18 protein-coding genes and 1 tRNA gene are annotated in these 21,307 nt (G+C 33.3%); 11 read left to right on the top strand and 8 right to left on the bottom strand.

Going from position 1 to position 21,307, the window contains the following annotated elements; translation table 11 throughout:
• Positions 1–109: 109 nt before the first annotated feature.
• Both arfB and ACZ098_RS08800 read left to right on the top strand, forming a co-directional pair.
• Complete coding sequence (gene arfB, locus ACZ098_RS08805; protein ID WP_487311387.1) at positions 110–511, top strand: alternative ribosome rescue aminoacyl-tRNA hydrolase ArfB; 402 nt, start codon at positions 110–112, stop codon at positions 509–511.
• 249 nt (positions 512–760) lie between these two features.
• Complete coding sequence (locus ACZ098_RS08800) at positions 761–2,908, top strand: TonB-dependent receptor (protein WP_487311386.1); 2,148 nt, start codon at positions 761–763, stop codon at positions 2,906–2,908.
• Positions 2,909–2,960: 52 nt separating this feature from the next.
• Here the strand turns inward: ACZ098_RS08800 and ACZ098_RS08795 are convergent, their stop codons facing one another.
• Positions 2,961–3,383, bottom strand: a complete 423-nt coding sequence (locus tag ACZ098_RS08795) for a Rieske (2Fe-2S) protein (protein WP_487311385.1) — start codon at positions 3,381–3,383, stop codon at positions 2,961–2,963.
• Between the two features lie 236 nt (positions 3,384–3,619).
• On the opposite strand from ACZ098_RS08795, the gene greA reads away from it, so the two are divergent.
• From greA to ACZ098_RS08780, 3 genes are read left to right on the top strand one after another with little or no spacing between them, the layout of a single operon-like run.
• Complete coding sequence (gene greA / locus ACZ098_RS08790; RefSeq protein WP_487311384.1) at positions 3,620–4,096, top strand: transcription elongation factor GreA; 477 nt, start codon at positions 3,620–3,622, stop codon at positions 4,094–4,096.
• Between the two features lie 41 nt (positions 4,097–4,137).
• Positions 4,138–4,524 carry an HIT family protein gene (locus tag ACZ098_RS08785; RefSeq protein WP_487311383.1) on the top strand — a complete coding sequence of 129 codons (387 nt, stop codon included), beginning with the start codon at positions 4,138–4,140 and terminating at the stop codon, positions 4,522–4,524.
• A 52-nt stretch (positions 4,525–4,576) separates the two neighbouring features.
• On the top strand, positions 4,577–5,746 hold the full coding sequence (locus ACZ098_RS08780) for a transglutaminase domain-containing protein (protein ID WP_487311382.1): 1,170 nt from the start codon (positions 4,577–4,579) through the stop codon (positions 5,744–5,746).
• Here the strand turns inward: ACZ098_RS08780 and ACZ098_RS08775 are convergent.
• Positions 5,741–6,892, bottom strand: coding sequence for a sensor histidine kinase (locus ACZ098_RS08775; protein ID WP_487311381.1), 1,152 nt, complete (start codon positions 6,890–6,892; stop codon positions 5,741–5,743). The two genes, ACZ098_RS08780 and ACZ098_RS08775, sit on opposite strands and share 6 nt — an antisense overlap.
• Before the next feature lie 247 nt (positions 6,893–7,139).
• Here ACZ098_RS08775 and ACZ098_RS08770 point away from each other — a divergent pair, with 247 nt between their 5' ends.
• The 3 genes from ACZ098_RS08770 (at position 7,140) to aat (ending at position 9,143) form a co-directional block, all read left to right on the top strand.
• Positions 7,140–8,015, top strand: coding sequence for a flavin reductase family protein (locus ACZ098_RS08770; protein ID WP_487311380.1), 876 nt, complete (start codon positions 7,140–7,142; stop codon positions 8,013–8,015).
• A gap of 12 nt (positions 8,016–8,027) precedes the next feature.
• Positions 8,028–8,405, top strand: a complete 378-nt coding sequence (locus tag ACZ098_RS08765) for a DUF3127 domain-containing protein (RefSeq protein WP_487311379.1) — start codon at positions 8,028–8,030, stop codon at positions 8,403–8,405.
• A gap of 99 nt (positions 8,406–8,504) precedes the next feature.
• Complete coding sequence (gene aat, locus ACZ098_RS08760; protein ID WP_487311378.1) at positions 8,505–9,143, top strand: leucyl/phenylalanyl-tRNA--protein transferase; 639 nt, start codon at positions 8,505–8,507, stop codon at positions 9,141–9,143.
• A gap of 43 nt (positions 9,144–9,186) precedes the next feature.
• On the opposite strand, the gene infB is transcribed toward aat, so the two are convergent.
• The 3 genes from infB to rimP are packed head-to-tail and all read right to left on the bottom strand — an operon-like array spanning position 9,187 to position 13,828.
• On the bottom strand, positions 9,187–12,060 hold the full coding sequence (gene infB, locus ACZ098_RS08755; RefSeq protein ID WP_487311377.1) for a translation initiation factor IF-2: 2,874 nt from the start codon (positions 12,058–12,060) through the stop codon (positions 9,187–9,189).
• Between the two features lie 49 nt (positions 12,061–12,109).
• A complete protein-coding gene (nusA, locus tag ACZ098_RS08750) occupies positions 12,110–13,351 on the bottom strand; it encodes a transcription termination factor NusA (RefSeq protein WP_487311376.1) in 1,242 nt (413 codons plus the stop codon).
• 9 nt (positions 13,352–13,360) lie between these two features.
• Positions 13,361–13,828: a ribosome assembly cofactor RimP gene (rimP, locus tag ACZ098_RS08745; RefSeq protein WP_487311375.1), complete on the bottom strand. Its 468-nt coding sequence runs from the start codon at positions 13,826–13,828 to the stop codon at positions 13,361–13,363.
• A gap of 169 nt (positions 13,829–13,997) precedes the next feature.
• Here rimP and ACZ098_RS08740 point away from each other — a divergent pair, with 169 nt between their 5' ends.
• A complete protein-coding gene (locus tag ACZ098_RS08740; RefSeq protein WP_487311374.1) occupies positions 13,998–14,822 on the top strand; it encodes a universal stress protein in 825 nt (274 codons plus the stop codon).
• A 144-nt stretch (positions 14,823–14,966) separates the two neighbouring features.
• On the opposite strand, the gene ACZ098_RS08735 is transcribed toward ACZ098_RS08740, so the two are convergent.
• A tRNA-Gln gene (locus ACZ098_RS08735) sits at positions 14,967–15,037 on the bottom strand.
• 273 nt (positions 15,038–15,310) lie between these two features.
• Here ACZ098_RS08735 and ACZ098_RS08730 point away from each other — a divergent pair.
• Together ACZ098_RS08730 and ACZ098_RS08725 are read left to right on the top strand one after the other, a co-directional pair.
• Positions 15,311–18,490: a glycosyltransferase family 117 protein gene (locus ACZ098_RS08730; RefSeq protein ID WP_487311373.1), complete on the top strand. Its 3,180-nt coding sequence runs from the start codon at positions 15,311–15,313 to the stop codon at positions 18,488–18,490.
• Positions 18,491–18,560: 70 nt separating this feature from the next.
• The gene (locus tag ACZ098_RS08725; RefSeq protein ID WP_487311372.1) at positions 18,561–19,253 is read left to right on the top strand and encodes a polysaccharide deacetylase family protein; all 693 of its coding nucleotides are present in this window, start codon (positions 18,561–18,563) and stop codon (positions 19,251–19,253) included.
• On the opposite strand, the gene ACZ098_RS08720 is transcribed toward ACZ098_RS08725, so the two are convergent.
• Both ACZ098_RS08720 and ACZ098_RS08715 read right to left on the bottom strand, forming a co-directional pair.
• Positions 19,250–19,546, bottom strand: a complete 297-nt coding sequence (locus tag ACZ098_RS08720; protein ID WP_487311371.1) for a thioredoxin family protein — start codon at positions 19,544–19,546, stop codon at positions 19,250–19,252. The two genes, ACZ098_RS08725 and ACZ098_RS08720, sit on opposite strands and share 4 nt — an antisense overlap.
• A gap of 191 nt (positions 19,547–19,737) precedes the next feature.
• The gene (locus ACZ098_RS08715) at positions 19,738–21,216 is read right to left on the bottom strand and encodes a hypothetical protein (protein ID WP_487311370.1); all 1,479 of its coding nucleotides are present in this window, start codon (positions 21,214–21,216) and stop codon (positions 19,738–19,740) included.
• Positions 21,217–21,307 lie beyond the last annotated feature (91 nt).

Here is a 21,307-nt window from a genome sequence, read left to right as displayed (position 1 = left end):
CAAATATCGACGATTTCAATTAGTGTAATTTTAATTAACATCAAGATTTGTGATACTTTGAGCAATTCGTGTAAATAAAAATTCATAAAAAAAATCGTGACTTAAAAAAATGGATAAAGAAAAAATTACATCCGAATTAAGCTTTAAAGCCGTAAGAAGTTCTGGTGCTGGAGGTCAAAACGTGAATAAGGTTTCGTCGAAAGTAGTTTTAACATTCGATTTAAATGCTTCTCAATCGCTTACAGATGAAGAAAAAGAATTAATTTCAGAAAAACTAAAATCCAAATTAACTTCAGAAAACATTCTACTAATAAATTGCGATGAAGATAGAAGCCAATTGAAAAACAAAGAAATTGTAATCAAACGCTTTCTTGAAATAATTACCAAAGCTTTGATAATTCCAAAGCCACGAAAACCTACTAAAATTCCAAGATCGGTAATCGAAAAAAGATTGAAAAACAAAGCTTCCAACTCAGAAATAAAACAAAATAGAAGAAGACCAGAATTGTAAATTGAAATTTTTAAAAATTAAAATTTAGTATTGCATTTCTCATCAATATTGACTTACCTTTGCAACGTCTCAAAAAGGGGTGCTCTAAATGACGAGCTGAGATTATACCCAATGAACCTAGAACAGGTAATGCTGTTTAGGGAAAAGTGACAAAACAGAGTGCACGCTGAACTTTGTCACAGGAAACAAACATTTTATTTTTAACCAAAGAATAATTACCTCTTTTTATTCGTATAATTTATTTTACGAATGGAAATTTTATTTAATCTAAAGTCGGCAAACAAATGTCGAAATTCGAAATCGTGTGGTTTTTTTACCATTTTATTTACGCTATTTTCTTTGCTCTCATTTAGTCAAGAAAAACCTAAAGATTCTGTTGAAGTGAATCAACTCGACGAGGTATTGGTTTCGGCAGTTCGTGTTACAACCAAAACACCAGTAAGTTTTAGTGATTTAAACAAAAAAGAAATAAAATTCAGGAATCTAGGTCAAGATATTCCCATCTTGATGAACTATCTACCATCAGTTGTTACCACTTCAGACGCTGGAAATGGCATAGGCTATACCGGAATTCGTGTTCGAGGAAGCGATGCTACCAGAGTAAACGTGACCATAAACGGAATTCCATACAATGATTCTGAAAGTCATGGAACTTTTTGGGTAAACATGCCCGACTTTGCTTCATCAGTTGAAAGTTTGCAATTGCAACGTGGTGTTGGAACATCTACCAACGGTGCTGGTGCTTTTGGTGCAAGTTTGAACATGCTGACCGATTCCTATTCTAAACAAAGTTCGGGAGAAATTTCAAATTCCGCCGGAAGTTTTAACTCCCGTAAAAGCACTGTGAAATTCAGCACCGGATTAATGAACGACCATTTTGAAATTGCAGGACGTTTGTCACAAATAAAATCTGATGGATTTGTAGACCGTGCAGCAACCGATTTAAAATCGTATTTTTTACAAGCAACTTACGTTGGTAAAACTACTTTAATCAAAGCTCTAGCATTTGGTGGAACCGAAAAAACATATCAATCTTGGAATGGTATTGATGGTGAAACTTTAAATCGAAACAGAACTTTTAATTCAGCTGGTATTTTCACCGATGAATTTGGAGCCACAAGATTTTATGATAATGAAACCGATAATTACCAACAAGATCATTATCAACTGCACTGGAACGAAAAACTATCGAATAAATGGAATACCAATTTGGCTTTTCATTATACTAAAGGAAAAGGATATTTTGAAAACTACAAAGAAGATGCCGATTTTCTTGAATACAACATCGCGCCTGTTGCTGGACAAACCACTACCGATTTAATCCGTCAAAAATGGTTGGACAATGATTTTTACGGACTAACCTATTCGGCCAATTACAAATCTGAAAAAGTAGATTTTATATTTGGCGGTGCTTATAACGAATACAAAGGTGATCATTTTGGAAAAGTAATTTGGGCAAGATTTGCATCAACAAGCGAGCTTGGCGATCGCTATTATCAAGATTATGGCAACAAAACCGACGGTACTGTTTTTGCAAAAACAAACTATCAAATTACAAAAAAAATAAGTCTATTTGGCGATTTACAATTCCGAACTGTAAACTATAAAGCCAATGGAGTTCAAGCCAATTTAGTAGATGATACTTTTAACTTTTTCAATCCAAAAGCTGGTTTAAATTACACCGTAAACGATAAAAATGCGTTATACTTTTCTTACGCTCGTGCGAATCGCGAACCTAATAGAACCGATTACGAAGGCGGAAATGCAAAACCAGAAAAACTAAATGATTTTGAACTAGGCTGGAGGTATAATAGCGCAAAAATAAAATGGAACACCAACATCTATTACATGGCATACAAAGATCAATTAATTCTTACTGGAAATCTTGATGATGTAGGCAATCCAATACGTTCCAACAGTGAAAAAAGCTACCGTTTAGGCCTAGAAGTAGACGCCACCATTGCCGTTAGTAAACAAATAATTATTCGTCCTAATTTCACCATCAGTCAAAATACAAACGTAGATTTGGCAGTTGCAGGACAAAATTTTGGTAACACAGAAATAGCTTACTCACCAAGTTTTATTGCAGGAAATATATTGGTGTACAAACCTTTAGAAAATTTTCAAATTGCTTTATTATCTAAATTTGTTGGAGAACAATTCATGAATAATATCGAAATACCAGCTGCAAAACTGAATGACTATTTTGTAAACGACTTGAATGTTTCTTATGAAATCAAAACAAAATCGGTTTTTAAAACAATTCAATTCACAGCCTTGGTAAATAATATCTTAGACAAACAATACGTTTCTAATGGTTATATGTATGATATTTATCCGTATTATTATCCACAAGCTGGAACTAATTTTTTAGTCGGCGCAACGTTCAAATTTTAAAAATACAACTGCATCAAAAAAGCCAAGTTAAAATCATAACTTGGCTTTTTTACTAATTAAAAACTCGTATTACCGAACCGTTAACCTCAGTTCGATATTGTTTTAATGGATATTTCAATCCTGGACTTTGACCGGTAAACAAACTGTATGGAGCGTCATCACACGGACAAATAGCTTCAATTCCATTTATTGTCAAGCTTGAACATGACGAAATAGCTTGGTTTGGGCATGATCCATCAAATGCTAAAAAACTACTTCCTGTGTTAAAAATTATTATACCATTGGCCGGTGCATTGGCTTGAAAAACCTTAACAGCATTACTCGGAAATTGTAAACTATTGTACAAAGGCAGATTCGTATTTACTTCTATTGTAAAATTATAATTTGGAATAAACGGATTTCGGTTATTGAAACTACCGCCATCACATCCTAAGATAAACGGCATCGTTAATAAAAATAAAAGTATTTTTTTCATTGTAAATATTTACTAAAAGTGTAGTTTAAAAAAAATTAAATTAGTTAACTTTGTCTTATTATAATATACAAAAATAGCTATTTAATAACCAAAAAAATATATCTTTGAAAAAAGAAATCCCATGGTGTTGGGATTTTTTCTATTTTATAATAACGACAAAACATCAAATTTGATATAAAAACAAAAAACAATAACATCAGTTTAACAAATTGATTTATAAGAAAAGAAATGAAATTATGAGCAACGTATCTTATTACACCGCAGAAGGATTAAAAAAACTTAAAGAAGAATTAGATCACTTAAAAAGCGTAATGCGTCCAAAAGCATCTGCCGACATTGCAGAAGCACGTGACAAAGGCGACTTGTCTGAAAATGCCGAATATGATGCCGCTAAAGAAGCACAAGGAATGCTAGAAATGAGAATTGCTAAGCTTGAAGAAGTATATTCCAACGCTAGATTAATTGACGAAAGCCACTTGGATTTAAGTAAAGTATTGGTTTTATCCAATGTAAAAATTAAAAATCAAGCTAATGGTATGGAGTTAAAATACACCTTGGTTGCCGAAAGTGAAGCCGATTTAAAAACTGGTAAAATATCAGTAACTTCACCAATTGGAAAAGGTTTACTTGGAAAATCTGTAGGAGAAATTGCAGAAATAACGGTACCAAATGGAACTTTAAAATTTGAAATTTTAGAAATATCTCGCGACTAATACTTAAACAAAAGAATCTCATTTAAAGCAATTAATTAACTATGAGTGTATTTACAAAAATTGTAAACGGAGAAATTCCTTCTTATAAGATAGCCGAAAACGATAAGTTTTTGGCTTTTTTAGATGTAAATCCAAATGCGAAAGGACACACCTTGTGTATTCCAAAAGTTGAAATAAATAAAATATTTGAAATAGACGACGATTTGTATTTAGAACTGATGCTTTTTTCTAAAAATGTTGCCAAAGCATTAGAAAAAACAATTCCATGCAAACGAATTGGCATGGCCGTAATTGGGCTGGAAGTGCCTCATGCGCACGTTCATTTAATACCATTAAACGAAATGGATGAAATGCGTTTTCAAAATAAAGTTAGCCTAACGCCAAGCGAATTTGAAACCTTGGCAATTGCCATAAAATCAAATCTTTAATGTTTTAGGAATGGTTTTTGTTATAAAATTTCGATAACGCTACGAAAATCAAATGAAATATTTGTGTCTTTATTTCGCCTTACTTTTTTCAAACTTCACATTTAGTCAAGTTCCAAATCCGTATGCTCTTATTGATGCCAAAATGGATAAAATTCCAGATAGCTTAACTAGATCTACTACACAGATTTCTAAATACATTAAAGACAACTTTAAATCTGATAACGATAGAGTTCGTGCAGCTTTTTATTGGACTGCTTCAAGAATTAGTTATGATGTAGCCAATATGTATGCCATCAATTTTAACGAAACCAAAGAAGATAAAATTGAAAAAACGCTTAAATCTAAAAAAGGTGTTTGTATAAATTATGCCGAAATTTTTAATGAAATTACGAATAAAGTCGGAGTAAAATCTGTTGTAATTGAAGGTTACACAAAGCAAAACGGTAAAGCCGACTATGTTGCACATGCTTGGTGTGGTGTAAAACTAGATGATAATTGGTTTGTTTTCGACCCAACTTGGGCGTCGGGATATGTAAACCCCAAAAAACAATTTGTCAAAAAAATAAACAACGAATACTACAAAGCCGATCCTTTAAAAATTATAAATTCTCATATGCCGTTCGACTATTTATGGCAATTTTTAGGTTATCCTATAAGTAACGAACAATTTCTTGCCGGGCAAACCAAAGTACGGTCGAACACTCCACCGTTTGATTACTTTACTGAAATTGAAAAGTATGAAAATTACTCTTATATGGACAAACTAAAAAGTAGTGCCGAACGAATAGAACTTGCCGGTGTGAAAAATGCATTGGTTTTTGACAGACTAGCTCATAAAAAAGCTGAGATAGAAAACTTAAATGTGAAGCAAACAGTTGAAAATTTCAATTATATCGTCGACGAATTTAATGAAGCAATTGCGTTATACAACAATTTTATAAATTATAGAAACGCGCAATTTAAACCTACTTTTCAAGACAATACCATTAAAGAAATGATTGAAACACCTCGCAACAGATTGGCAAAATGCAAAGAGGCTGTATATAATTTGAAAAATGTCGATAAAGCAAATATTTCGGTTGTAAATGGTTTAAAAAGAAATACAACCAAAGCGTTGGAAGATGCAGATGCGCAACTAAAATTTGTCAACGATTATATAAGTAAAAGTAAAAGCGAACGCAAAGCAATGTTGGGTCAAAGAACAAACATCTTAGGATTATAGTTTTGGCTTTTTAAAACTCATTTGAATGGTTGTGCCTTTACCGATTTCAGAAGTTAAAACCTTCACTTTTCCTTTGTGGTATTCTTCAACAATACGCTTTGTTAAGGACAAACCCAAACCCCAACCACGTTTTTTAGTAGTAAATCCAGGTTCGAAAACTTGACGAAACTGCTTTTTAGGAATTCCTTTTCCAGAATCAGCAACATTGATTTTCACAAAATTTCCTTCGGCTTCAATTACAATTTTTAAGTTTCCTTTTCCTTTCATGGCATCGATAGAATTTTTCATTAAGTTTTCTATCGTCCAACTGTGTAATGCTGGATTTATGGGAATGTAAACTGGAGTTTTCGGCGCTTTAAAAGTAAAAATAACCTGTTTTGAAAATCTCGATTTTAAATATTCGAATGATTCTCGTGTTTCTGCAATAATATCTTTTGTTTCCAATATTGGTTCGGAGCCAATTTTAGAAAATCGATCAGTGATGGTTTGCAATCGGTTGATGTCTTTCTCGATTTCTGTAATGGTGGTTTCGTCTACATTATCGGCTTTCATTATTTCGAGCCAACCAATTAACGAAGAAAGTGGTGTGCCAATTTGATGTGCAGTTTCTTTTGCCATTCCTGCCCAAAGTTTGTTTTGGGTTGCCATTTTGGTACTTCTGTAAAAGTTATAAACTACCGCTCCAAATAAAAAAATAATCATCAATAAGGCAATAGGATAATACTTCAATTTATTTAATAATGATGAGTTACCATAATATACCATGTTATAATCAGTCGAATCATATTGAACTTTTATAGGATCATTTTGCTTTTTTATTATATTCAGATATTTTTTTAATTTAACGGAATCTTTTTCTATTTCGTCGATATTCAAACTACTAATTATTTTTCCTTTCGAATCGGTTAAAATTAATGGAATGTTTTTATTGTTTTCCAGTATAAAGGTAGGAAGTTCAACTTCTGTATCTAAATTAGCTAAAAGTAGGCTTTTGTGGGCTTTTGCCCAAAGCTCCATTTTTGTACGTTCTTCGTTTTTAAATATTTGAAAAAAATTATATGTATTCCACAAAATAAGTGTAACTATAAAAAACGAAGCAATGATGATGACCCAACGGGTTTGAGTTCTTTTATCGGAAAATTGCATGTGTGAATTTTTCTTTAAAAGTAATGAAAATATTAGAAATGGTACAAAAATGATTTGGATTTAGCCCTGATGCTGCAATTGTTTGAGCTCTTTATTTTTTCTTAAAAAAATAAAAGCGAGTTGCAGCAGCAGGAATAAGGTTGATCAATAAAGCCCTAGCCTGTGCGCTTCAAAAAAAACGAAGCGAAGTTGTTAATTGAATTTGACATTGCCATGTATTTGTTACCTTTGTAGAAATGATATTTTTATGCTAACAATTGATCCGAAAGAGCTATCGCCAGTAAAATTACAAGGTTATTTGCAGAGTGCCATTGCGCCACGACCTATAGCATTTGCAAGTACTGTGGATAAAAACGGAAAACCTAATTTGTCGCCTTTTAGTTTTTTTAATATTTTCAGTTCTAATCCTCCAATTTTGGTTTTTTCGCCAGCACGACGTGTTCGTGACAATACTATTAAACATACTTTAATTAACTGCGAAGCTACGCGTGAAGTAGTCATTAATGTCGTAAATTATGACATTGTGCAACAAATGTCGTTGTCGAGCACTGAATATCCTGATGGAGTAAATGAGTTTGAAAAAGCTGGGTTAACACCATTGCCATCGCATTTTGTACAGCCGTTTCGAGTGGCTGAAAGTCCGGTGCAATTGGAGTGCAAAGTAAATGATATTATCGCGCTTGGTACCGAAGGCGGTGCTGGAAATATGATTATTTGCGAGGTGGTTAAAATTCATATTCATGAGGCTGTTTTGGATGAAAACGGTACGATTGATCCGGTAAAAATTGATTTGGTTTCGCGTTTGGGTGGGAATTGGTATTCGCGCGCAAACGCTGGTCTGTTTGAAGTTGAAAAACCACTGGCTACATTGGGAATTGGTGTTGATTCCATTCCAGATTTCATTAAAGAAAGTAGTGTTTTTGACGGAAATGATTTGGGCATTTTAGGTAATGTTGAAGCGTTGCCAACCGAAGAAGAAATTACTATATTTGTAAAAAATAATTTTGAGGTTAAGGGTGTTTTGAGTGCTGATGATGAAGTGAAAAAACACCAACTTGCAAAAGAATATATCGTAAAAAATGAAGTATTAACCGCTTGGAAAGTACTTTTAGCAAAACAATAAAACAGAATAATTATGGAAGTTTCAGGAAAAGTAAAAGTAGTTGGCGCTGAGCAACAAGTAAGTCCAACGTTTAGAAAAAGAGAGTTAGTTGTGACTACCGACGAGCAATATCCACAGAGTATCATGATCGAGTTTGTTCAAGATAAAAGCGATCTATTAAATGCTGTTTCAGTCGGAGAAAATGTAAAAGTTTCTATCAATTTAGGTGGTAGAGAATGGGTTAATCCACAAGGTGAAACTAAATATTTTAATTCGATTAAAGGTTGGAGAATTGAAAAACTGCAAGCCGAAGCTCCAGCAGGACAAGCTATGCCACCAATGCCAGCAGCCGAAGCATTTGCTCCTGCTACAAATTTTAAAGAAGAAGAACACGACGATTTACCTTTTTAATAAATTAAGTCCTAAAGTCGAAAGTCTTAAAGTCTAAAGTCATTTAAATCAGATTTATGACCTTCGACTTTAAGACTTTCGACTTTTGACACTTCTCAAATGTATTTTCTAACTAAAGAATTGTATTTCCCACCAGTCGAAGAAGCTTCGTACGAAGGTATTCTTGCAGTTGGTGGAGATCTATCTACAGAGCGCCTACTTTTGGCATATGATAATGGAATTTTTCCGTGGTTTGATTCTGACGAACCGATACTTTGGTGGTCGCCAAGTGAACGTATGGTGGTTTATCCGCACGATTACAAAGTTTCTAAAAGTTTGCGAAACATTATTAACAGAGGAATTTTTAAAGTAACACGTAATAAAGATTTTAATGCTGTCATTCGTAACTGTCAAAAAATAGAACGAAAAGGTCAAGAAGGCACTTGGATTTCGGATAGCATCATTACATCCTACAATGAATTACATCGAATTGGAAAGGCAGTTTCATTTGAAGTTTGGCAAAATGAAGAACTGGTTGGTGGTTTGTATGGAGTTGATTTAGGTCATGTTTTTTGTGGAGAAAGTATGTTTTCGCTAGTGCCAAATGCAAGTAAAGTTTCCTTTGTAAAACTTATTGAACATTTGAAAGCAAATAATTACAAACTTTTAGATTGCCAAGTACATAACGATCATTTGGAAAAACTTGGTGCTTTTGAAATTTCAAGAGAAACATTTATTAGAATTTTAAAGTCTAAATAAATAGTAAAAAAAAATCCCGAATTACTTCGGGATTTTTTGTTGATTATTTCAATTTCTTCTTAACCATAACTTCTTGGTAAGCCTCAATTATATCTAGTTGTTCAATGTCGTTGTAGTTTTTAATTTGAATACCACAATCATACCCTTTAGAAACATCTTTAACATCATCTTTAAATCGTTTTAATGCCGTAAGTTCTCCTGTAAAAATTACTACACCTTCTCGGATTAAGCGGATTTTTGAATTTCTGAAGATTTTACCATCTGTAACCATACATCCAGCGATTGTACCAACCTTAGAGATTTTAAACGTTTCGCGAATTTCGGCTGTACCGGTAATTTCTTCTTTCATTTCTGGAGAAAGCATTCCTTCCATTGCATCTTTCAAGTCATCAATAGCATCGTATATAATAGAATAGTTTCTGATATCGATTTCTTCTTTATCTGCCAATTGACGTGCATTTCCAGCAGGACGAACATTAAATCCGATGATGATGGCATCAGATGCAGAAGCCAACATTACGTCAGTTTCTGTAATTGCTCCAACACCTTTATGTATAATATTGATTTGAATTTCTTCTGTTGATAATTTCGTAAATGAGTTAGAAAGTGCTTCTACAGAACCATCAACGTCTCCTTTAAGGATAATATTAAGCTCTTTAAATTGACCAAGCGCAATACGACGTCCAATTTCTGCAAGAGAAACTCTTCGTTGTGTTCTTTCTGATTGCTCACGCATTAATTGAGTACGTTTGGCAGCAATTTGTTTGGCTTCTCTTTCGTCTTCAAATACGTTAAACTTATCTCCAGCGGTTGATGCACCATCCAATCCTAAAATAGAAATTGGTGTAGATGGTCCAGCAGATAGAACATTATGACCTCTTTCATCATGCATCGCTTTAACCTTACCGTGATTTTTACCAGCTAGAACGTAATCACCGATTTTTAATGTTCCAGATTGAACTAAAATTGTAGAAATATAACCTCTACCTTTATCAAGTTGCGCTTCTACAACAGTTCCTACAGCTGGTTTATTTGGATTTGCTTTTAAATCTAAAATTTCAGCTTCAAGCAATACTTTTTCTAATAATTCTTTTACACCTGTTCCAACTTTAGAGGATATATCATGTGATTGATATTTTCCACCCCAATCTTCAACAAGCAAATTCATAGATGCTAATCGTTCTTTGATTTTCTCCGGATTTGCATTCGGCTTATCCACCTTATTGATGGCAAAAATCATTGGAACATTAGCGGCTTGAGCATGCGCAATAGCCTCTTTAGTTTGTGGCATGATATCGTCATCGGCAGCTATTACAATAATTGCAATATCAGTAACTTGAGCTCCACGTGCACGCATTGCGGTAAACGCTTCGTGACCAGGAGTATCTAAGAACGTAATTTTTTGTCCTCCATCTAGTGTTACTCCGTAAGCACCAATATGCTGTGTAATTCCTCCAGATTCTCCTGCAATAACATTTTCTTTACGAATGTAATCAAGTAACGACGTTTTACCGTGGTCAACGTGTCCCATTACGGTAACAATTGGTGCTCTGGTTACTAAATCTTCTTCTCTATCTTCAACTATTTCGATAGCATCTTCAATATCGGTAGTAATAAATTCTACTTCATATCCAAATTCATCTGCAACAATAGTTAACGTTTCTGCATCCAAACGCTGATTCATCGTTACCATGATACCTAATGACATACAGGTTCCAATAACTTTGGTAACTGGTACATCCATCATAGTTGCAACTTCACCAACAGTTACAAACTCGGTAACTTTAATAGTTTTGTTACCTTCATCTAATGCGCGTTGTTCATCATCTGAACGTTGACGGTGCGTATCTCTTTTATCTCTTCTATATTTTGCAGCTTTAGATTTTGACCCTTTTCCTTGCAGTCTTTCTAAAGTTTCTTTAATTTGATTTTTAACCTCTTCTTCGGTTGGCTCAACTTTCTGAACAATAGCCGGACGACCGCCTTTCTGGAAGCCTCCGCCACCGCCTGGTTTATTAGGTCCAAATTTGTTTGCACCTTGTCCTCCTTGACCTGGAGGTCTTGGACCACCAGCATTTCCACCTGGAGTTCCTGGACGGGTTTCGCCTGGTTTTGGTGGAATTCTTTTACGTTTGTTTTTATTTGGATCAACTTTGTTTGCACTGTTGATTTTTGGTGGAGTAGTTTTCTTAGGTTTGTTGAATTGAGATAAATCAATTACTTGACCTGTTAAAGTAGCTCCAGATAGTTTATGATATTGTGTTGAGTATGTTTCATCAACAGCAGGTGTTTCTGCAGCAGCATCTGCTGTTTTTTCAACTGGTTTTTCTTGAGCAATAACAACTGGTTTTTGAATAGCAACAGGTTTTTCAACTTCTTTTTTATCTGAATCAGTAGTTGTAGCAACTTCTAATTTTTCAGCAACAGGCTCTGGTTTTGCGACAGGCTTGTCTTCTACTTTTGGTTTTTCAACAGCAATTGGCTCTACTGGTTTGGTTTCAGCAGGTTTTGCTTGTACTGGTTTTTCAACAACGTTATTAGCTGCAGAAGCTTTTGGGTTTAAATCAATAGTACCAACTTGTTTTGGACCAGTTACAACAGCACGTGCTTTAATAACTTCCAAACGTTGACGCTCTTCTTCTAACTTGCGTTTGTCTTCGATTTCTTTCTCTCTTTCAAGACGTAGTGCTTCTTTTTCTTTTTTAATCTCTTCACCAACTCCTTTGGAAGCTTCTTTGTTTCCTTTGTCGCCAGCAAACTGACTTTGCAGAATATTAAACTCTTTGTCAGAAATCTTTGCATTCGGATTCGACTCAATAGAAATTCCTTTTTCCTTGAGATGATCTATTGCTCTTTCTAACGAGATGTTTAATTCTCTTAAAACTTTGTTTATTCTAATAACTCTTTCTTCAGACATAAAATCTTTTTAAATAACCTTTTATTGTTGTGTTGCTTTATGAAAGAAATTAGTCTTCAAACTCTTCTTTCAAAATATTCATTACTTCTTGAATTGTTTCTTCTTCTAAGTCGGTTCTTCTTGCTAAGTCTGCTACATCTTGTTTTAAGATACTTCTTGCAGTATCCAATCCAATTTTTGCAAATTCTGCAATAACCCATGACTCAATAACATCTGAAAACTCTGTCAACTCAACATCGTCTTCTTCTACTGGACTTCCTTCTCTAATTACGTCAAGTTCGTAACCTGATAATTGACCAGCTAATTTAATATTCTGTCCGCCACGACCGATCGCTTTAGATACTTCTTCTAATTTTAAGAAAACTTCGGCATGCATCGTCTCTTCATTAATTTTAACAGAAGAAACTTTTGCTGGACTCAATGCTCTTGTTATTAATAAAGAAGCATTTGTTGTGTAGTTGATTACATCAATATTTTCGTTTCCTAACTCACGCACTATTCCATGAATTCTAGAACCTTTCATACCAACACAAGCTCCAACTGGATCAATTCGATCATCATAAGAATCTACAGCTACTTTTGCTTTTTCACCAGGAATTCTTACTACTTTTTTAATCATGATTAAACCGTCGAAAACTTCAGGAATTTCTTGTTCAAATAATTTCTCTAAAAACTTCTCAGAAGTTCTAGACATAATAATTTGAGGTTTATTCCCTTTCAATTCAACACTTTCTATAATTCCCTTCACATTATCTCCTTTACGGAAAAAGTCAGATGGAATTTGTTTTTCTTTTGGCAACACTATTTCATTTCCTTCGTCATCAACCAAAATTACAACTCTTGGACGAACGTGGTGTACTTCGGCAGTGTAGATTTCACCGATAATATCTTTAAATTGCTTGTACAAATTCGTATTATCGTGCTCGTGTATTTTAGAAATAAGGTTCTGACGTAAAGCCAAAATTGCTCTTCTTCCTAAATCAATTAATTTTACTTCTTCTGAAACTTCTTCACCGATTTCAAAATCAGGTTCTATTTTTCTTGCATCAGAAAGTGTAATTTCTAAATGCTCTAAATCTAAATCATCATCAGCAACTACAATTCTTCTTTGCCAAATTTCCATATCACCTTTATCAGGATTTATGATAATATCAAAGTTGTCGTCAGAACCGTACTTCTTTTTTAAAGCATTTCTAAAAACATCTTCTAAAATCGCCATAAGCGTTACTCTGTCTATAAGTTTATCATCTTTAAACTCTGAGAACGAGTCGATTAATGCAATATTCTCCATTATTCTTTCTTAATTAAAATTTATTGTAACAACTGCTTCTTTTATATCGGTATATGGAATTTCCTGTCTTTTCTGAACTGTTTCCTTACCTTTTCCTATTTTTTTCGGTTCTCTTGTTTCCCAAGATAAAACGATAAACTCTTCATTTGCATCTACTAGTTCTGCTTCAATAGTTTCAGAATTAGTTTTAACGATTAACGTTCTTCCAATATTTTTTATGTACTGACGCACTAATTTTAATGGCGAACCTATTCCAACTGATGCAACTTCAAGTGCATAATCAACTTCTTCCCTATCAATTTTACTTTCAATTGCTCGACTAATATCAATACAATCTTGCAAAATAATTCCATTATCACCGTCCAAAGTTACAACAATTTTGTAACTATCTGAAATTGATATGTCTATCAGAAAAATTTCTGGCTTTTCTACTAAAGCATCATTTAAATGTTGAACTACTTGGTCTTTAAATGTCATATTTTTTATAAAAAGAGGCACGCAGTGCGTGCCTCATTATTCATTCTTATTAAATAATGGTGCAAATATATAAAAATTTTTGTAATTAAAAAAATCATTCTCATGGGATATTTTTCTTACCTTTATAATTGATATTCAAACTAATTTATAAACATTATCTTACATAATCATGAAAAAAATTCTAATCCCAACCGACTTTTCAGACCACGCAGAATATGCGTTAAAAGTTGCTGCCCAAATTGCTAAAAAAAATAATGGCGAAATTATTTTACTTCACATGCTAGAACTTCCACACGAAGGCAGTGACGCTGTTGGAGCTGGACATGATATTCCAGAAATTATGTTTTTCAAGAATGCCGCGATTAAAAGACTTGAAGACTTGATGGACGAGGAATATCTTGACGGATTAAAAGTTTCAGAAATTGTTCAATTTGAATTAGCATTTGACGGCATCTTGAATATCAGTAAGAAAAACGATGTTGATTTAATTGTTATGGGATCGCATGGTGCAAGCGGATTTAAAGAAATGTTTATTGGTTCTAATGCTGAAAAAGTAGTTAGAAACTCAGAAATTCCGGTATTAATAATCAAAAAAGAAGAAGAAAATTTTGAAGTAAATGATTTTGTTTTTGCTTCTAACTTCTCTGACGAAATTAAAAAACCATTTGAAAAAGTGGTCGAATTTGCCAATAAATTCGATTCAACGATACACTTAGTTACCATAAACACGCCAAATAATTTTAAATCTACAGCTGCCGCTCAAGGCAATATGGATTCTTTCATCTCAAACTTTAATGTAAATAAGATTCAAACACACATTTACAATGAAACCAATGTAGAGAAAGGAATTTTGAATTTTTCTGACAGCATTGATGCCGATTTAATTGGTATGTGTACCCATGGTAGAAAAGGATTATCACATTTTTTTAACGGAAGCATAAGTGAAGATTTAGTAAATCATGCCAACCGAGCTGTGATAACTTTTAAAATATAAGTACTTATTTCTTTAGAATAACAACTGAAAATCTCAACGTAACCGTTGGGATTTGTTTATTTAAATAAGTAATTTGAATAGTTTAAATAAATAGCAAAATAGATAAAAACAAAAAATCCCAACTTTTCAGTTGGGATTTTAACGTTGGTCTACTAGGACTCGAACCTAGAAAGACTGCACCAAAAACAGTTGTGTTACCATTACACCATAGACCAATTAGTAATCAAAAAATAAATTTTACTACTAGAATAAAACGAATTTGCTCTTGATTGCGGGTGCAAATTTATAATATATTTTATTCTAAGCAAATATTTTTCGAGTTTTTATTTAAAAAAAATGAATTTAAAAAAAAGTAATCGTTTCTATTTAGCATACTAAACTGAATCATTTGTAGTTATGAAAACATTGAAATTAAAAATTTTGTTAACCAATGCTTGTTTACACAAAAAAATAGTTTCTTTGCAGTTAAATAAACCTCATCCAATACTATGAAAACAATAGACTTTAAAAAGTGGAATACTATTTTAGGATGGCTTGTATTTGCCATTGCACTACTCACGTACTCACTTACTGTTGAACCAACTATGAGTTTTTGGGATTGTGGAGAATACATTGCCACAGCAGCTAAACTGCAAATCGGGCATCCACCAGGCGCACCACTATTTCAAATGCTTGGCGCTTTTTTTGCAATGTTTGCTACTAGCAATCAAAACGTTGCATTGATGGTAAACATGATGTCGGTTTTTTCAAGCGCCTTCACCATTCTATTTTTATTTTGGTCGTCTACAATTATACTTAAGAAATTAGTTGCTTCATACACCGATACCGACAAAGACAATACTTTAATGATCTTAGGAAGTTCATTTATTGGCGCTTTAGCTTTCACGTTTTCGGATAGTTTTTGGTTTAATGCTGTTGAAGCCGAAGTTTATGCTATGGCTACTTTATTAATTGCATTATTACTTTGGTTAGGTTTGCGTTGGGAACAAGAAATGCACGAACCTAAAGGCAATCGTTGGTTACTTCTTATAAGTTTGGTTGTAGGATTATCTTTTGGGGTACATTTCATGGCCTTGCTAACAATTCCTTCTATTGGATTTTTATATTATTTCAAAAATTATAAAAAAATTACAATTAAAAGCTTCATCATTGCGAATGTTGTAATCATTGCAGTTTTGTTATTTATTTTTAAATTACTATTACCTTATACTTTATCATTTTTTGGTAAAACCGAAATATTTATGGTAAACAGTTTGGGCTTACCTTTTGATTCAGGTAGTATTTTTGCTCTTTTAGTAATTATTGCATTCTTTTACTTCAGCTTGAAGTATACGCGCGAGAAAGGACATCCATTTTACAATACCGTTTTGCTGTGTATCTTATTTGTATTGATAGGATTTTCAACTTGGATGATGCTACCCATTCGTGCCAACGCAAATACCCCAATAAACGAAAATAAGCCGTCTGATGCAGCCGAAGTTTTAGCTTATTACAATCGTGAACAATATGGTGTTAATCCGTTGTTTTATGGTCCGCAATTTACCGACGCTTTTGCAGGATTAGATCCAGACAATCCTTATTTGGACAAAGCGCCTAACTATGAAAGAGACTACACTACCGGTAAATATGTAATTGTAAATAATTATATCAAAGCCGAACAAAATACCGACGATGCACACAAAGCGTTTTTACCAAGAATGTGGAGTACAGAAAATATCGAAGGATACATCAACTTTTCTGAATTACCTAAATTTACAATCAAACCTGAATATGCTGAAGAGAAGGAATTGACTGACATTGTAGCCCAATTTAGAGACGCGTATGCTGCTAAGAAGATTGATACAAGTGGTTACGTTGCGTTCCTTAAAAAATTTGGTGAATATTTGAATATAGAAAAACCATCTACTTGGGACAATTTGAGTTTTATGGTAGAATATCAGTTCGGATACATGTACGGAAGGTATTTGCTATGGAACTTTGTTGGAAGACAAAATGACCTTCAAGGACGCTACGACAATCTTGATGGCAATTGGATGAGTGGCATAAAATTTATTGACGAATTGCATCTTGGGTCACAAGAAAATTTACCATCAGATGTTTTAAACAACAAAGGAAGAAACTTTTACTTTTTCTTACCTTTCCTATTTGGATTAATAGGTATTATGTACCATGCACAACGCGATTTAAAAAGCTTTTATGTGCTTTTGGCCTTGTTCTTATTTACCGGATTGGCCTTAAAAATATACCTAAACGAACGTCCCTTTGAACCTAGAGAAAGAGATTATGCTTTGGTTGGATCATTTTACGTATTTGCCATTTGGATCGGATTCGGAGTATATGCTGTTTACGAAATGGTAAAAGAAAAACTAGCACCTAAAATTTCTGGCCCAATAGTTTTAATAGCAACATTACTAGCGGTTCCAAGTGTTATGGCGTTTCAAAACTGGGATGATCACGATCGTTCTGGAAAATACACTGCTATTGCTATGGCAAAACAATATTTAGATTCTTGCGAACCCAACGGAATTTTATATACCATTGGTGATAACGACACATTTCCGCTTTGGTATGCTCAAGAAATTGAAGGTTACAGAACCGATGTAAAATTATGTTGTACCAGTTTGTTAATGACCGATTGGTATATTGATGGTATGAAAATGAAAACCTACAAATCGGATGGTTTGCCTATTTCATTTGATCACAGCCAATATGTGGGCGACAAACGTGATGGAATCTTGATACGTGAATTAACTGAAAACCGATGGAATATCAAAGACTTTTTAAATTTTGCCAAAAGCGATAAAGAAGAAAATCTTGTCGAAATGCAAAGTGGTATCAAATTACACTTTGTACCTACAAGCAAAATTAGAGTTCCTGTTGACAAAAATGTCATCATTGCAAACAAAGCTGTAAGCGAAAAGTTTTATGACTCTATCGTTCCGTATATTGATATCGATATTAAAGGCGGTGCATTGTATAAAAATCGTTTAATAATGTTGGATATCTTGGCTAATAACGATTGGAAAAGACCAACCTATTTTAGTCCAGGAAGTTTTGGTGATGATGATTATCTTTGGATGAAAGATTATTTAGAACTAGAAGGATCGGTATACAAATTAGTCCCTGTAAAAACCAAATACAACGAAGAAGATTATCCTGATATGGGACAAATTGACGCCGACAAAATGTACACTACCGTAATGAAATGGGATTGGGGCAATGGTGAAAGTACCAAAATTTACCACGATCCTGAAACTAGAAAAAATAGTATTTCTAGCAGAAACAACCTGTCTCGTTTAATGTATGCTTTACTGAACGAAGGTAAAAAAGACAAAGCTAGAAACATAATAAATCTTGCTTTAGACAAAATGCCAATTGATTATTACCAATATTATTCTACTATCGATCCATTTGCTGATGGATGGTACAAATTGGGAGAAAAAGAAAAGGCTCAAAAATTGCTCACCCAGTTAATGAATAAGTACAAAGAACACCTTACGTACTATAAATCGTTCAAACCGTCAGAACAATATTATTTACGTTCAGAAATAATGACCGATTTGTACCGTTACGAAAATTTATTAAAAATCATGAAAGACAATGGAGATATTGATTTTTATAATAAAAGCAAAGCTACATTCGATTCTTACGATAGATTATTCGAATAAATAACGGCTTAATTAAAATACAAATGTGTCAGAAGAATTTCTTTTGACACATTTTTTTTACATTTGAAAAATGAATACCAACTGGACAAAACCGCATTGGATTATAAAAAGACTTTTTCCAAATTATATTTGGAGCATTCCGAATACTCAGAACAAAGTTTTTTTAACTTTTGACGACGGACCAATTCCTGAAATAACCGAATGGGTTTTAGACCAATTAAAAACACATAATGCCAAAGCCACATTTTTTTGTATAGGTGATAATGTTAAAAAATATCCTGAAGTTTTTTTAAAGATAAAAGCAGCAAATCATGCTATTGGCAACCACACTTTCAATCATTTAAATGGGTGGAAAACTACTTCCAACTCCTATATAAACAATACTTTAGCCTGTGAAAATCAATTATCAGAAACCTATAATTTAGAATTTAATTCAAATAGCGATGAGCAAACGACTTTTTCAATACAAAACCCATTAGCAACAAATTTATTCCGACCGCCATACGGAAAAATCAAGCCGTCACAATCTAGAATTTTAAGAAAGCTAGGCTATAAAATCATCATGTGGGATATTATAAGTTACGATTTTGATGCTGCTATTTCAAAAGAAGATTGTTTAGAGAATGTTTTGAAAAATGTAACTTCAGGGAGTATTATCGTATTTCACGACAGCAAAAAAGCATTCCAAAACCTAGAGTTTACGTTACCTAGAGTTTTAGAAGAATTAAAAAAAAGAAAATTTGTTTTTGAAGCTTTAGATTAAACAAGCTCTTGAACCAAACCAATAATTGTATTGGCATCCAACTCACCAGATTGTCTCCACACCATTTGACCTTCTTTATAAATCATTAAAGTTGGCAAACCTTTAATCCGAAGCGCATCGGCTAGTTCTTGATTTTTATCAACATCAATTTTAATTACTTTTGCTTTATCACCAAGTGCTGCAGCCACATCTCTAATTACAGGATGCATCGATACAGACGACTCGTTCCAATCGGTATAAAAGTCTATTAAGACTGGAACTTGAGCACTTATAAGTTCTCCAAATTTTGACATAAAACCAAAATATTTATAATCTTTTCAATTTTTAAAAAGAAACATTAATATACAAATGTAGTATTTTATAACAAATTATGGATAAAATTATTATTTTTAATAAAATAACCTAGTATTTTTTTTCTCCAATGTTATTAAAAACTAAAAAACACATTATCTTTTTGTTGATAATGTGTTTTTTAAAATACTACTTACTTCACAATTAAAGTCATATTTGGCGTGATAATAGAGTCCAAAATCCCGCCAGCAAACCGTTGCGCATAGACTTCAACATAGTCATTCATGTTCAATTCTAAAACTGCATTTAATGGCAAAACAATGATGTCATTGGCAGCTAAGCCTCTTCCGTATATTTTGTTTTGAGAAACTACCGTACCATTCTTGGCTATATAAATGATATAAGTACCCGCATTAGGAACTTGAAATGATATAGAACCATTCACCTGAAAATAACGTTTCTTTTTTCCTAAATATTTTAATCTATTTGAAACTCCATCTATTGAAAATCGAAATAAATTGCTCGATGAAGAAACACCTTGCACTTTCACAATATTACTAGGATTACTGGTATTGAAAGAAGTTGCAGCACCACTTCCAACTGCATAATCTACTGAAAATTCACCGACTGCATTGGCATCGGTTTCGTTAGGAATTCCAGAACATCTTACATTCCAAAAGTTGTTGAAATTATAACCTGTAAAATTTCCTGTTGTATATCCTTTAACATACATTCCTGTACTTATAGTTCCAGTAAAAACTACTGTCTCCATAACAGCATCTCCTGAAATTGTTGGATTGCTAGAAACATCTACTCCAATTGCAGTACCATTAACTTCGCAGAAACCACCTTGTTTTTGAATTAAAGAAAAATTACCTGTATATTTCTCAAATGTTCCAGCATTATTACCAAACCAAGCTGTGTTGCTCAATAATAATCTTGTAATATTATTGTACGTTACCCCATTGGTATTATTAACATATTGTATGATGGCAAAAAAGACCAATCCAAATCCAGATATTGTCCCAACGTTTGAACACGAATCGACTACTGAATCTCTAAAAAGCAAGGATTGCGCCGCATTTCCACTTAAATTAAAAACAGATCCGCTTGTAACTTGTATACTGATATTTTTTATACCACCGCCATTGGCACCTTCAAATAAATTTCCACTTGCTTTTACCAATTTGTCTTGATTAGCATCCAAGCCAATGATGTAAGCATTATTTAAATCGATAGGTAAATCAACATTTATAGTTCCGTTAATTTCATACAAAGTTGTGGCATCCAATAGATATTTAGTTCCACCTCCGGCCGTTTTCTCAGCCGCCAAGGTTACTGCTAAATCGTCTGAAGATTTAATTCGCTTAAACTTTAATCTTCCATTCACATCGCTACTGATTCTTACCCAAGTAGAAGTAGCTGTGTTGTAATGATAAAAGTACTTTAACGTAGTGTCATACACAATGAGTCCATCAGCTGGTGATGCAATAGCCGTTCGCTCAGCTGTTGTCATTCTAGGTGTTAATAATCCTTTATTTGTTGAACTTATATCCAACATGGAACTCGGATTTGGAGTTAAAGTTCCGATTCCAACTTGTGCATAGGAAGATACTAAGCACAACAAAAATGCCGTCATCCATAAGGATAACTTACGAGTAGTTTTTTTCATAGTAGCGTTTGTTTAGAAATAGATTTGGGAATCTATAACGACAAACATAAAATTATTTACTCGTACAAAACACTATGTAAATGTTAAAATT

The organism is Flavobacterium sp. SP2 (assembly GCF_057626655.1).
Note: the sequence above shows the minus strand (reverse complement) of the source record. Positions and strands in the feature narration are given on the sequence as shown.